Here is a 15,310-nt window from a genome sequence, read left to right as displayed (position 1 = left end):
TAATGCGTATATTTATTAGCACTGGCGAAGTTTCTGGGGATTTGCAGGGGGCGCTGCTGATTGAAGGACTTTATCGGCAAGCTGCTGCTGCTGGTATAAAGTTAGACATTGTTGCCTTGGGAGGCGATCGCATGGCGGCTACTGGTGCTACCATGCTGGCAAATACCAGCGGCATTGGTTCAATGGGGCTTTTGGAATCTCTGCCTTTTGTGTTGCCTACTTTACAAGTCCAGCGTCGCGCTAAACAATATCTGCAAGCTAGTCCGCCGGATTTGGTAGTCTTGATTGACTACATGGGATCAAATTTGAGCTTTGGTAGCTATATCAAACGTCGGTTGCCATCCGTGCCAGTGGTGTATTATATTTCGCCGCAGGTGTGGGTTTGGTCGCCTTTTCCCCAGGATACGAAGCGAATTATCGAAATAAGCGATCGCTTACTGGCAATTTTTCCGGGGGAAGCTACTTATTTCCAAAAACGAGGTGCATCTGTAGCTTTAGTAGGGCATCCTCTGGTAGATAGAATGGCTACTGCACCTAGTAGGGAAGAGGCGCGACAAGCTTTGGGAATCGGGTCAGAACAGACAGCGATCGCGTTAATTCCTGCCTCGCGTCCTCAAGAATTAAAATACTTGATGCCAGTAATTTTTGAGGCTGCTAAAGCTATTCAGGACAAGTTACCGCAAGTTCATTTCTGGATTCCTTTGTCGCTGGAAGTTTATCGACAAAAAATAGAAGCGGCGATTCAGAAATATGATTTAAACGCCACTCTAGTATCAGAAAAGACGCAGCAAGTGCTGGCTGCTGCTGACTTGGCAATTACTAAATCTGGGACTGTAAATTTAGAACTTGCGCTATTAAATGTTCCGCAGGTAGTTATTTATCGCCTCAGCGCATTAACTTACTTGATTGCTCGCCTATTCAAATTTTCTATTCCCTTTATGTCGCCGCCCAATTTGGTGCTGATGCGGTCAATTGTACCGGAGTTACTGCAAGAACAAGCTACGTCAGAAAATATTGTGGATGTTGCTTTAGAAATACTTTTCAATTCCGAACGCCGAGAGCAAATTTTGGCAGACTATCAAGAGATGCGTCTTTCTTTAGGGGAAGTTGGAGTATGCGATCGCGCCGCTAAAGAAATTCTCCAGTTACTTTAATTTCTCTTTTTGAGTGAAAAACTCGGAACAAGTTCTGGAGGCACAATCTCTGACCTTGGCCTATTCAAACTAGATATACTTATAATGTTGAGCGCATTGACCATCTGCCGCCTGCTCAAGACCGTTGGTTTTATAATTCGCAGCGGTTCACGCTGAATGTTACTAGAGCTGATATGATTCGGGCTGGTTATTCTCCCAGTGTGCGGCTATTTGAGGCGGCGGGGTGTGGAACTCGGATTATTAGCGATCGCTTCTTTGGACTCGACACAATCTTTGAGTTTGGCACAGAAATTCTGATTGCAGATCGAAGTGATGATATTTTGCGATATCTCCAAGAAATACCGGAAAATGAAAGAATTGCTATAGGCGATCGCGCTCGTACTCGTGTTTTATGACAGCATACTGCCGCGCACAGTGCTGTCCAGCTGGAAGGATACATTTTGCAGCTGGCAACATTCTTAACTTAATGAAAGCTTCATATATATATTATAATTTTTTAAGGAAATTTATACTTTTTTTGAAAAATTTCCGGATTCTTAGAAAGTGCCTCAAATGGTGGCTATTCCTGAAATTTGGTTTACAATAGATTGAGGAATCAGGGAATTTTTATTAGCAAAAATATAAACTCGACGATAGGAGATTTGTTGATCTACCTATAGATATATTTAATTTTTTTTAAATTATGATTTATCTTGTAAAAATGCTGTAAACGTTCGGTTATAAAATCTGATGGCAAGCCAGCAAGCAAGGTTTGGGGCGTTTCAAGACTTCACAGGACATCAAGGAGACAAAGAGACACTGAGACTTTATGACCGAGCGATGGCAGCAACCAGTTGCGGGATTACGATCAGCGATGCGATCCAACCGCATAATCCAATAATCTATTGCAATCCTGCTTTTGAGCGAATAACAGGCTATTCAGCCGCCGAAGTGCTGGGACGCAACTGCCGATTTTTGCAAGGGCCAGATACTGATCCAGCCGCTGTTGAGCAAATTCGCCAAGCTTTGCGGACAGGGGAAGGATGCGTGGTAGTTCTGAAGAATTATCGGAAGGATGGAACGCCTTTCTGGAATGAACTGACCATTTCTCCGGTGTGCGACGATGAAGGGCGCGTAACTCAATTTATTGGGGTTCAGACGGATATTACAGAGAGGAAGCAGGCTCAAGAGAGAGAGCGAGAAAGCGAGGCGAGACTGCGACTGACTCTGAATGCGGCAAAAATGGGGGTTTGGGAATGGGATCTGCGGACTGAGCAGGTAAGCGGCTCTCCAGAAGTGGAATCTCTTTTTGGGATTGCTTCTGGTTCCCGTGCTAAAACTTATGAGGATTATCTCAAGTGCGTTCATCCTGATGATTGCTACCGCGTAGCGTTGGAAATGGCTCGCGTCGTCAAGGAGGGAGGAAACTTAAATTCGGAATATCGCATCATCACCCCTGAAAACACGGTGCGCTGGGTTGTGAGTATGGGCTCCGTGTGGCGCGATGAGAGAGGTGAGGGGGTGCGACTGATGGGAACGGTGATGGATATCACCGAGCGTAAACTTGCCGAGGAAGCGTCGCGACAGCAATTTTTGCGAGAAAGATTGGTAGGAGCGATCGCTAAACGCATCCGCGCCTCTCTGAATCTAGAAGAAGTCCTCAACACTACTGTCGAGGAAGTGCGAACTTTGCTAGGGACAGACAGAGTGCTAATTTACCGTCTGGAGCCTGATGGGGACGGGGTTGTAGCGGTGGAATCTGTCGGTGAGGATTGGATGCCAATTTTGGGAACCAACATCAAAGATCCCTGTTTTGCAAAAAATTGCGTTTCACCATACCAACAAGGCCGAGTTCGCGCAATTGAAGATATTTACACAGATGGTATTCAGCAATGTCACGTTGATTTACTGGCGAAGTTTCAGGTGAAAGCAAATTTGGTAGTTCCAATTTTGCAAGGGGAACACTTGTGGGGATTACTAATTGCTCATCATTGCAGCGAATCTCGGAAATGGCAAGAATCGGAAGTGATGTTGCTAAAACAGTTGAGCGTGCAACTAGCGATCGCTATTGGACAATCAACCCTGTTTCAACAGTTGTCAACTGAACTGGTCGAACGCAAAGCTGCTGAAGCTGCATTGCGCCAATCAGAAACCCAGCTAAAACAACAAGCAACCCAGCTAAAACAAACTTTGCATGAGCTGAAACAAACTCAAGCTCAACTAATTCAGAGCGAAAAAATGTCCAGTTTGGGGCAATTAGTCGCTGGTGTCGCCCATGAAATTAATAATCCAGTTTCATTCATTTATGGAAATTTGGCACCTGCCAGTCAGTACGCCAAAGATTTACTGAATCTATTGAAACTCTATCAAAAGTACCTGCCAAAACCACCAGAAGAAATTCAAGAAGAAGCTGATGCTATTGAATTGGACTTCTTAATTGAAGATTTACCAAAATTATTAGCTTCTATGAAAATGGGAGCAGACCGCATCCGCGATTTGGTACTGAGTTTAAGAAACTTCTCCCGTCACGATCAAGCCCAGAAAAAACCAGTTGATATTCACGAAGGCATAGACAATACCATATTGATTTTGCAGCATCGTTTAAAAGAAGAATGCTCCCGTCCCCCCATTCAAATTATTAAAGAATACGGCGAATTGCCAGAGGTGGATTGCTACGCAGGCCAACTCAACCAGGTGTTTATGAATTTAATCAGTAATGCGATTGATGCCCTGGAAGAATATAATTCTAAGCGATCGCTTGAAGAAATAAATCGCGATCGCAGCAAGATTACCATTAGCACATCCTTGAAGAATGAACAAGGAAGTATAAAAAATGACTTTGATTTCATTAATCCTTGCCTTGTAAACCTTGCTCCTTCCTCTGTTATCATCCGGATTTCCGACAATGGCCCCGGCATTCCAGAAGCAATTCAACAACGAATCTTTGACCCCTTCTTTACCACTAAACCCGTAGGACAAGGCACCGGTTTAGGCTTGTCTATTAGCTATCAGGTTGTAGTTGAACGCCACGGCGGGCAACTAAAGTGTGTATCAACACCCGGCAAAGGAACAGAATTTATTGTAGAAATTCCGCTACAAAAAGTTGAACAGGAATCGGTACTAGGGGCATACTGCTGCCTAACATCTATATCAGCAACACCCCAGCGGGTAGCCTCTTAAACAACAAAGCCGTAGGTTGGGGCTTTGGAACCTCACCCAACCTACGACTAACGCTTAAAGCCATTTTCCTTTTCTACCAAGGATTACCAATCATCGTAAAAGCAGACCAGAAATAGGGATGTTGTAACTGCTTACCTTCCAGCTTGGCTAATTCGGAACCAAGAGGGATATTACCAGCAGCAGTATGTAGCTGTCCCCCTTCCAAGCGCACTTCTCCTTTCAGCATTGCTACCTGCGCCCGCCGCAACGCCTCCGCCTTAGTTGAGGCTGTTTTCAACTCTTGATAGAAATCTGTCATCAACCCCAAAGTTCCCGCATCTGACACATACCACAGACTACCCAGCGCTGACTTAACTCCCGCTTGCACCGCTAACCCAGCAAATCCTAACTCTGCCTTGTCTTCATCTCCTACCGCCATCCGACAAGCACTTAGAACCAATAGTTCCACCGCTGGTTTTTTCCAGTCTAAATTGGGTAGTTGATCCAAACTCAGCTTGCTGTTTCCCATCTGAATGTAGGAATTGCTTGGTGCGCCTGCTTTAAATTCGCCATGAGTAGCTAGGTGGACGATCTGGAACTGCTGTTGGCGACGTTGTGCTTTGATATTCTCTAGGGTGAAGTCCTTGTTGAGGAAAGACTTACCCGACCAAAGTTTCCGAGTGATGATGTCCAACTCCAAGGGTACAGCAGGTAAGGGATCTTGGTCGGTGAATTTTGATGCTCCCATTGCTAAGACTTTGGCGTTGCGAATGTCCACATAACCCGTATCAGTTAAGCTGAAACTAGGCATCAAACCGACACTGTATTTTTCAACGAGAAACTTTTGTCCATCGTGGAGGGCGGCGACGGGCAGACTTCGCAAGCCATTATCCATGATAAATGCCAGATTCTGGATGTTTTGCTTTTCTAAATCGGGTTGTATAGGTGCAATCAACCACTGATGAAGTTTTTGGGAAAAAGGTAAATAACTCTTACTATTACGTTCAGCATTGTCCCTGATAGTTACTTCGTTGCGTAATTTTTTAACCTGTGCGAGTACCTTAGCCCGTGTTGCTTCCGGAATTCGCTTGACAATGGAACCCTTAGAGGTAACTACTACCAGTTCTAATTGGTCGTTATCTTTCTCTGATTGAATGTTAGAGCTTTCTGATACCCGCGCCGGAACAAAGGTGGCATAAATGAAACTTGATTTGACACCAATTTTAGTTTCAATTCTGCCTAAAATTTCTCTGTCTTCCCCTGGGCTTCTAATTGCAGTGGTACCAGTTTTACCTAAATATTGGTCAAATTCAGACGTGAGGCTTCTCTCAATTTCGCCAACGTTTTTATCAATTTCAACAGTAGCATTATTGGTAGATGTACCAATCGTAGCGACTCCGGATAAAGGTAGTAGGTTTTGTCCGGGGCGGCGGGGAATAATTTGAATATTGCCTTGGCGGTAAGCAGAGGTAAACTCTTTTGATGGCAAAATCGTGTTAATCAATCCAATGCCGCTGCTAATAGCACCCGCAGTACCATTTTCTGTAGCATCACCTACAACAAAGGCAGTGTAAGCTGTGCCGCCGCCGTGGAAAATATTAATCGAACCATCTAGAATTCCTCCGGCGGTGGAAATGCTGGTAGGAAATGGGTTTCTAGCATCTGTGAAAGTGCCTGTAGCGCGGAAGAAATGGTCGGTGGTAATGGTGACAATTCCTCCTACTCCGGCACTTCCACCTTGGGCGTTAATGGAAACAACTTGAATGTCATTTATCGGAGTTCTGTCAAGTTTTTTAAGAGGATTAGATATGGTGACATTACCGCCATTGCCCAAGCTAGAACTAGAGTCTATAATCCCAGTATTTATAGCGCCAAGTGTATCAACTTCGATCACAGCGCCGCCTGCTGCTCCTGTTGATGTTAAGTCTCCGGTAAGTATGTTGCCGATATCGCTGTTTAGCGCGATCGCTCCCCCAGTACCAGCACTAGAAGATGTGTCTATATTTGCGGTTACAATGCCGTTGGGAGCTGATGCGGTGACAGAACCACTGCCTTTCCCAGAGGAGGTTGACGTTACATTGGCGCTGGTAATGGTTCCCTGTTGACTTGTCAGAGTAACTGCGCCGCCTGCGCCATTTTTGGAAGACGAATCAATGTTGCCAGTGGTGAGGTTACGCGACGAGGTTGCAGTGACTGCACCGCCGTTGGTTCTTCCAGAAGATGTTAAATTTCCTGTTTTAATGGCACCATCTTGACTTTTTGCCGAAATCGTGCCACCAGATGAATCTATGTTTCCTGTAGCGATGTCGTCTGGCGCTGCAAGGGTGATTTCTGCGTCTTTCGAGGTGATATTGCCGCTTTGTATAGATCCTTGTTGGCTGGTGAGAGAAACTGCGCCGCCAGCACTTTTAGAAGTTGCGTCTAGATCCAAAGTCTCGATGTTGTCCCGCGCTATAACCGTAATTGGGCCAGCATCAGTTTTAGAGCGTGATGTAATATTACCAGTTTGTACGCTTCCGGAGTTGCTGGAAAGCGCGATCGCGCCACCCTTAATAGCAGAAGATGAGTCTAAAGATCCGGTATTAATAGATCCCCTGTCGCTATTAAAGGTGATTTCCCCACCTTTCGAGATGACATTACGGGTGCGGACTTGTGTATCCCCGTTTAAATTAACTTTGCCGCCATTAGTGCTGATATTGCCTACCTGGACATTGTTAGCAACGATATTCACACCAGCAGGCGCAGTAGTTGCGATATCCCCCGCTAAATTAGTAGTGCCACTACCACTTAATTGCGTGAAACTGGCAGCAGCAATTGTTGAATTAGCGGTTACATCCGTGGCATTTTCAATTAATATTGCACCCAACTCTCTACCCGTTCCAGCACCCACAGTGTTACCGAATAAAATGTTTCCTGTGCCTGCAACCATCCGCAAGTGGTTATATTCGCCTGTCTCGCTATCTAGGGTGCCGTTGAACGAGATATTACCTTTACCGAAAGCACCCGTGTTGAGGAAAGTATCGTCAGTCAGAGTAACATTCCCGTTAAAAGTGATGTTGCCATCTAAGGTAGTAATAGTGCCTGATAATCTTGTTTCCAAAGCGTTGATAGTTACTTCTTTAAAAACATCGACGAGTTTATCACCTGAAATGGTAGCTTGATTCCCGCCGATAATTAAAATATCTGAATTAATAATTAAGCCTCTGAGTGCCTTTGGTTTACCAATTAAATCGCCATTAAAGATAGCTTGTCCTCCTATACCAGGACTGAGTGTCAACAGTTGCTCATTAGCTTCTAACCCGCTAATAAAACCTTGAAAGATGATCTTACCGCCATTGCTTGCCAGTTCTATATCCTTATTTAGCCTGACAATTTTGTCCAATTGACCGAGGACAATGTCTTGTCCCTCTGTGCTAATATTGGCATTTAGATTAATTGTTGCACCGTTGAGGGTAATGGAAGCATTTCCTTGGCCTGTAATCTTTCCGTTGACATCAATAGTCGCATTGGGAGATTGAATTTTTACTGGGTCGTTGAAATTGGCGGCCTTGATGGTGACATTGCCACTGCCATTATCTGAACCGATGATAATGGGATTAAACCCATTCATAGCATTAATATCTCTTTTCGAGATATCTAGCGCCGAAGTGCCTTCAGATCCAGCGATCGCGATCGCTAACCCATTTGTTGCAGGTTGCAGCCTTATAGTATTGCTACCCGTAACTGTATTATCTCCTCCCTTGAAGTTAATTTCATTTCCTGTCAAAGTTAGGGAGTAGTCACCTGCTGCCCAGCTAGACTTAAAAGTAATCGTACCTCTTCCAGACGTAAGTGCGATATTTTCCGTCTGTTGCACTGGCCCTTTAAAGGTAATAGCGTCGTTGCTGGTAGTAATGTCTCCCGCAGTAATAGCTGTGCCAGAACCTTTTTGTAAAAATGCTCCCGCCAGGTTCATGTCGGCATCAGAATTAATTGTTAACTGACCCCTATTTTTGATAGTGAATCCACCATTGCCAGCGGTGTTGATAGCGCCTTGAAAGGTGAAATTATTACCAGTCAGGTTGATGCCATCTGCGGTATTAGTATTTAGAGTGCCGTTGAAAGTAGTAGTACCCCTGCCTGCATTTTGGCGGATGCTAGAGGATGCGATCGCTTGCGTTTCTATATTATTAGCACTTGTAAAATTCAGTTCTCTAACTTGCGCCGCACCACCTAGATTAATATCACCCGTACCTGCTGCCAATTCTAAGTTTTTTCCGCCATTTATATTGCTATTAAAGCTAATATTTCCCGCACCAGCACCCGTGTCGAGTTTAATATTTTCTCTGAGAGTAACGCCACTATTAAAGCTTATATTGTCGTTAGTGGTGGTAATATTACTACCAGTAAAAACGGCACCTGTACCAGTTTGAATGAATCCTCCATCTAAGGTAAAGTTAGCGGCAGAACTAATAGTTAATTGACCACTATTATTAATAGTAACACCGCCGTCTCCAGTAGTATTAATTGTATTCAGATTAAAAACGTTTCCGGTTAGACTGATGCCATCCGCCGCATTTGTATCAAGTGCGCCCTTGAAGGTAGTAGTACCCGTACCTGCATTTTGACTGATACTAGAGGCGGTTATAGAGTCATTTGCAGTGACGTTGCGGGCGCTGGTAACAGTTAGTTTACCTAAGCCACTATCACCTACTTTTCCACCAAAGGTAATATCTGCGTTTCCTGCTTCCAAATTCAGGCTAAAGCCACCGTCCAGAGGGCCGTTGAAGTTAATATTGCCGTCGTTAGTTGCGTTATCAGTATCAATAGTAACGCCTGTCTCTAGAGTTGTTGAACCATTTAGAGTGACATTATTACCAGTTGCATCTGAGGTAGTAATGTTTCCTTTCAGGGTAATGCCATTACCGGCGCTAATATCTACAGTTTTAATTTCATTTCCATTGCCAATAGCACCGACGCTGACGCTACCCGTACCTGCATTCAAGGTGAGATTTTCGCCGCTGTCACCGCGCACAGATGTAAGAGCGATCGCGCCGCCGTTGCTGTTGATAGTTAAGTCAGAGCCGTTGTCAAGTTGGATCGTGCCTAATTCAAAGCTAATGGCATCGCTACTAGAAGTAAAGGTGGTTGCTGCGCGACTGCTTAGATTAAAAGCTGTTCCAGTGTAGGTTTGTTTGTTGGCGTTATAAGTAGTGCCAGTGAAGGTGAGGTTGTTGCTGGCATTCAGAATCGTGTCGCCGCTGACACCCGCCCCTGTACCGCCAATATTACCAACAGATATATTGTTGCCGCTGAAGTTTAAGCTTTCTAAAGCAGTGATGCCCCCAATTGTTCCCAGTGACGTACTGTTGCCAACTGCATCGTTAATGGTAATATTACCGCTGCCTGCATTCAAAGTCAGGTTATGCACGCCAGGGTTATTGCTGTTAATATTTCCCTCAATACTAATATTGCCGCCGCCCGTCAATCCCGTGTTAAGCGTTAAGCTGTTGCCCAGTTTCACCCCATCATTACCAGTAGCGGTGATATTGATATCTCGATCTATTGTGGTAATACCTGCATTCAGGTTGATTGCTGCACCGTTGAGAGTAATCGAGGCATTGTCTGTGCCTGCAACCAAACCATTAAGATTGATTGTGCCTCCAGAGAGAATTTTCACCGGATCGGCGAATGCGATCGCATTTACCGTGATGTCGCCTCCAGTAGCATTACCAATCGTAATTAAGCTAAAACCATCTTGCAATTTTCCTATGGTTGCGGTCAGATTCAAAGCACCTGCAACCACACCGCCGAGGGAAATTGCTTTGCTTGTGGCAATCTCTGCTGTATTTCCAAACACATTGCCAGCTAAATTAATCTCATCAGCTGTAATCGAAATAGCATTGATATCATCTGCCTTCAAAAAGCCAATTGCACCCACACTCACGGTGCCTGTACCTGCATTCAAATTCAAGTCTTCATCACTGGTGCCACGTATCTCTCCCAAGTTGATATTGCCGTTGTTGCTATTCACCGTCAGGTTAGAGTTATCCTCTAGTTTAATGCTGCCAGTTTGGAAGGCTATGTTATCTCCTGATGAAGTGAACGTTTTTGCTGCCCCACTCATTACGAAATTGGGTGCTATGTAGGTTTGCTTGTTAGCTTTGTAGGTGGTTCCAGTGAATGCGATCGCTGTTGTGGCATTTATTGAAGTATCGCCGCTGACACCCGCCCCTGTACCGCCAATATTACCAACAGATATATTGTTGCCGCTGAAGTTTAAGCTTTCTAAAGCAGTGATGCCCCCAATTGTTCCCAGTGACGTACTGTTGCCAACTGCATCGTTAATGGTAATATTACCGCTGCCTGCATTCAAAGTCAGGTTATGCACGCCAGGGTTATTGCTGTTAATATTTCCCTCAATACTAATATTGCCGCCGCCCGTCAATCCCGTGTTAAGCGTTAAGCTGTTGCCCAGTTTCACCCCATCATTACCAGTAGCGGTGATATTGATATCTCGATCTATTGTGGTAATACCTGCATTCAGGTTGATTGCTGTACCGTTGAGAGTAATCGAGGCATTGTCTGTGCCTGCAACCAAACCATTAAGATTGATTGTGCCTCCAGAGAGAATTTTCACCGGATCGGCGAATGCGATCGCATTTACCGTGATGTCGCCTCCAGTAGCATTACCAATCGTAATTAAGCTAAAACCATCTTGCAATTTTCCTATGGTTGCGGTCAGATTCAAAGCACCTGCAACCACACCGCCGAGGGAAATTGCTTTGCTTGTGGCAATCTCTGCTGTATTTCCAAACACATTGCCAGCTAAATTAATCTCATCAGCTGTAATCGAAATAGCATTGATATCATCTGCCTTCAAAAAGCCAATTGCACCCACACTCACGGTGCCTGTACCTGCATTCAAATTCAAGTCTTCATCACTGGTGCCACGTATCTCTCCCAAGTTGATATTGCCGTTGTTGCTATTCACCGTCAGGTTAGAGTTATCCTCTAGTTTAATGCTGCCAGTTTGGAAGGCTATGTTATCTCCTGATGAAGTGAACGTTTTTGCTGCCCCACTCATTACGAAATTGGGTGCTATGTAGGTTTGCTTGTTAGCTTTGTAGGTGGTTCCAGTGAATGCAATCGCTGTTGTGGCATTTATTGAAGTATCGCCGCTGACACCTATAGTATTATTGTCGCCAATGTCCTTTACACTGATGTTTTTGCCAGCGATTGCCAAACTACTTAAAGGTGCGGTGTTGCCGATAGCACCGTTAACACTGATATCGCCGCTTCCAGCTTGTAAAGATAGCGGTTTATTGCCATTGATAGTGCCATCGATGGTAATGTTACCATTAGCTTCGCTTGTGTTAATTGCCAGGTTATTTGCACCAGCGAGGGAAACATTGCCATTGATGGTAATTGAGGCATTACCCGATCCCGTAATTGACCCATTCAAAGCGATCGCACCTTGAGGAGACTGAATCTTCACCGGATCGCTGAAGGCGATATTCTTGGGGATGGTAATCGTTCCGTTGCTATCATTTCGTCCGATGGTAAGCAAGGAAAAGCCATCTTGCAATAAATTTAATTCAGCTGCTGTCAGATCCAAAGCAGCCGTATTGTTGCCAGTTGAACCGATAGCGATCGCTTTGTTGGTTGAGAATGACTCAAGTACAAGATTTTTGCTGCCAGATACTTGATTTGTGAAATCAATCTCGTCTGCTGTCAGAGTAAGATTGTTGTTACCAGCAGCCACGGTAGAGTCAAAGTTAAGCCTACCAGTTCCCGCACTGATTGCCACATCACCCCCAGGCATAGTGACTGCACTCTTAAAGCTGATGTTGTCATTGCTGGTGCTAATGTCGCCGCCAAGAGAAACTGCACCTAAACCGTTTTGATTAAACTCCCCTTGCAAGTTCATGCCAGCAGCAATACTGAAGCTGCCGCTATTGTTAATAGTAAAAGTTCCGTTATTGGTGGTTATAACCTGCTTTTTGAAGTCAAAACCTTGACCTGTTAAATTAATATTTCTAGCAGTATTGAGTTCGCCATCAAAAGTAGTAGTTCCTGTACCTGCACTTTGAGTAATGCTGGTAGCAGAAATAGCTTTTGTGTTTACATCTGTGGCACTGGTAATAGTGATATTGCCCAAACGGGTATTATTACCCACTGCCTGAATAAAATCAATATTACCTGTGCCTGCCGTTAGTCCTAGATTTTTACCGCCATTTATCGTGCTGTTGAAGATAATATCAGCATTTCCAGCGTTTAGCGTTACGTTTTCTGTCAGGTTGACTGCACCCGTGAAGCTAATACTTTGGTTAGCAGTTGTGATATCTCCTGCGGTATTAACAACTCCGGCGCTAATTTGACTAAAAGCACCACCCAGATCCAAATCAGCAGCAGAGTTAATATTTAGCACTACACTATTAATAGTCAAACCGCCCTTAAGCTTCATCGATGCATTCAAGTTGACGGTAGGAGCGCCTAAAGTTAGCTTGTTAGCATTGGCGTTGCCGCTGGAATCAACGGTATCTTGAACGGTGAGGGAATTAGTACCGGAGTAGAAGACCTCAGCAGTTTGGAGTGCCGTTACTACGTCCGAAGGAGTAATATCTCCGTCACTATCGGCAATGACCCAATCGGGCGGATCTAATAATAATTGCCCAGTTAATCCATTACTTGCCCGCAAATCCACAAAACCGTCATATTTAAGACTTAGCTTTCCCGATGTTTCGACAAAACCGCCATTACCAGAATTAGCGCCACCACGCGCTGTAATATTGCCTTGAAACTCGGTTTTGTCGTCCGACCAAACAATTACACGTCCGCCATTACCATTAGTTACGGCATCTGCGTTAATTGTGGTTTTGCTGTCAACAAAGGTGTGGTTGGCATTCGGGACTTTTCCTTTCCCCTGATAGTCGCCGCCAATTAACACTGTACCGCCGCCGAGGTTGCCTGATGCGTTAATATTGGCACCAACTAAACCAACTTTTTCACCCAAAACTTGCACCGTGCCGCCAGTTCCCGATACATCGACGGCACCAGTTATAATCGCAGTACCCGGTGCTGCTGGTATCCCAGAACCGCTAATAACTACCTTTCCCTCACTGTTTACTGTGACTGCTGTGGCGTTCCCTACATTTGCGCCTGTCAACAGAGTTGGTAAATCTGCAACTGGCCCCATCCAATTCTCAGGTGTCCCCCCTGCGCTAGGGAGTGCAATTTCTAAACTCAGCAATTTTCCCGGTTCCGATATCCGTACCACCTTCTCGCCGGGTACGGCTACGACGGTGATATTACCTCCTGGTGCGGACAACTTCCCGGTACTGATAACTGTGCCACCGAGTAAGGTAAGATTTTGCCCTTGTCCTACTGCAAGGTCTCCGGCATTGATTATCGCCCCAGGCTGACTCATTGTGAACGCAAAGCTGCTGGGCGTACCGACTAAAGCAGCGTAGTCATTGGCACCAGTGGCGTTAAACCAATTGTCACCAAAGCCAATGCCATTAGCAGTAGTGGCCGTGAAAGAGGCAGGCACGTTTAGCCTAGCGTTAGCGCCAAAAACAATGCCTGCGGGATTCATTAAGAATAGGTGAGAATTCCCGCCCGTTACCTGGATCAGACCATTAATTACCGAGGCATCGCCTCCACGTACTCTGGCCAGGATGTTCTGAATGTCTGGGTTGGAGAGAAAGTTGGCAATTTCGCCAGAATTGACACCAAATTTAGTAAAGCTGTGGAAGAGATTTGCGCGATCGCCTGAAAGGGTGCCGCCAGTGATGTCAATTCGTTTGCCATCCTGCTTAACTACAGTCTTCGTGTCATCCGGTGTCGCAATAATTGTCTCGGCAGATGTGCGTACACCTACAACCGCCCAAAGCAACGTCCAAGCTAACAGGACACCGATTCTGCTGGTAAATACTGACATCAATCTCTTCCTTACGGCTGATGAAAAATATGTGGTTAGTCTAATTCTTTAATAGAATTCTTACCCACTCCGTAATATCACAGTTGAGATAAAGAAATCATCAATTAGGTCTGAAGTAGTTTAAAGACTTAACAAAGAGGGCAATATTGCTATACAAAAAATTCACAACTCGAAGGCGAACGGGTGATTTATATAAGTTTTTTCTAAAAAAAAGTCTTATTGCTATAAAATAAATTAATTAATGTTTATAATCAATTATTTATAAACCAACTGGTAAGGTTAGGGTGAATTCAGTCTGTCCAGATAATGTTGGGTCAAGCTTCAGGTCGCCACCGTGCGATCGCGCGATTTCTCGCGCTAAGCTGAGTCCTAATCCAATTCCCTCCACTTTGCGCGTTCGGGCTGGATCACCGCGATGGAAGCGGTCAAAAATGCGATCGCGATCACTCAATAGAATCTCTTTCGAGCAATTACTGATGGTAATCAATACGGTTGCACCCTGACGACGAGCATCAATCCGAATCCAGCCGTTAGGCAAATTGTATTTAATCGCGTTGCTAATCAAGTTTTGCAAGACCTGAACGAGTAAATCGCGATCGCCCTGCACGCGCAAACCATCGGCAATTTCTGTTTTAACCTCTAGATGAGGTGCAAGCAGTTCTATATCTTCCAACATCTCAATTAACAAGCCAGACAAATCCACCCCAACTCGGTACAAAGCCATTTGTCCAGCATCCGCTAGGGAAAGCAGCAGAAGTTTACGCACAATGCCGCTTAGACGGCGCACCTCATCGAGCAAATTGCTCAAACCCTGTTGCACCTCTGAGCCGGGTTCCGCTTGTTGCAATGTGCGTTCCAGTTCTCCTTGCAAAATCGCCAGGGGAGTCTTGAGTTCGTGTGCAGCATCGGCACTAAAGCGAGACGCTTGCTTAAGCTGTTACGCAGCTTGATTGTATAATATAAAATTAAGTACTAAGTTATTTTTAGCCACATATGCCAGCCAAAAACCATCTTTCTCAAGAACAAAAGGAACGGCTACTAAAGACTTTAAAAGAGCATGAGAATCCTTATGTAAGAGAGAAGGTGCTTATACTAT

4 protein-coding genes and 1 pseudogene are annotated in these 15,310 nt (G+C 44.9%); 3 read left to right on the top strand and 2 right to left on the bottom strand.

All coding sequences use genetic code 11. The features are described 5' to 3' along the window. The first annotated feature begins 2 nt into the window (after positions 1-2). From lpxB to H6F63_RS14245, 3 genes are all read left to right on the top strand, one after another. Complete coding sequence (gene lpxB, locus H6F63_RS14255) at positions 3-1,154, top strand: lipid-A-disaccharide synthase (protein WP_190638295.1); 1,152 nt, start codon at positions 3-5, stop codon at positions 1,152-1,154. A 62-nt stretch (positions 1,155-1,216) separates the two neighbouring features. Further along, positions 1,217-1,549: a glycosyltransferase gene (locus H6F63_RS14250; protein ID WP_190638313.1), complete on the top strand. Its 333-nt coding sequence runs from the start codon at positions 1,217-1,219 to the stop codon at positions 1,547-1,549. A 334-nt stretch (positions 1,550-1,883) separates the two neighbouring features. Next, positions 1,884-4,313, top strand: a complete 2,430-nt coding sequence (locus H6F63_RS14245; RefSeq protein ID WP_190638294.1) for a PAS domain S-box protein — start codon at positions 1,884-1,886, stop codon at positions 4,311-4,313. Positions 4,314-4,386: 73 nt separating this feature from the next. Here the strand turns inward: H6F63_RS14245 and H6F63_RS14240 are convergent, their stop codons facing one another. Next, complete coding sequence (locus tag H6F63_RS14240; protein WP_190638293.1) at positions 4,387-14,214, bottom strand: CHAT domain-containing protein; 9,828 nt, start codon at positions 14,212-14,214, stop codon at positions 4,387-4,389. A 259-nt stretch (positions 14,215-14,473) separates the two neighbouring features. Beyond that, positions 14,474-15,145: pseudogene (locus tag H6F63_RS31025) on the bottom strand (ATP-binding protein); the annotation flags it as partial. Positions 15,146-15,310: the final 165 nt, after the last annotated feature.

The sequence above is a fragment of the Trichocoleus sp. FACHB-40 genome, assembly GCF_014695915.1.
Classification (GTDB): Bacteria; Cyanobacteriota; Cyanobacteriia; order Cyanobacteriales; family FACHB-T130; genus Funiculus; species Funiculus sociatus.
Note: the sequence above shows the minus strand (reverse complement) of the source record. Positions and strands in the feature narration are given on the sequence as shown.

Bases quoted from the DNA above. Each gene is read 5' to 3' on its own strand.
- H6F63_RS14240 (WP_190638293.1), bottom strand. From the start codon at position 14,214: ATGTCAGTATTTACCAGCAGAATCGGTGTCCTGTTAGCTTGGACGTTG.
- H6F63_RS14245 (WP_190638294.1), top strand. From the start codon at position 1,884: ATGGCAAGCCAGCAAGCAAGGTTTGGGGCGTTTCAAGACTTCACAGGA.
- lpxB (WP_190638295.1), top strand. From the start codon at position 3: ATGCGTATATTTATTAGCACTGGCGAAGTTTCTGGGGATTTGCAGGGG.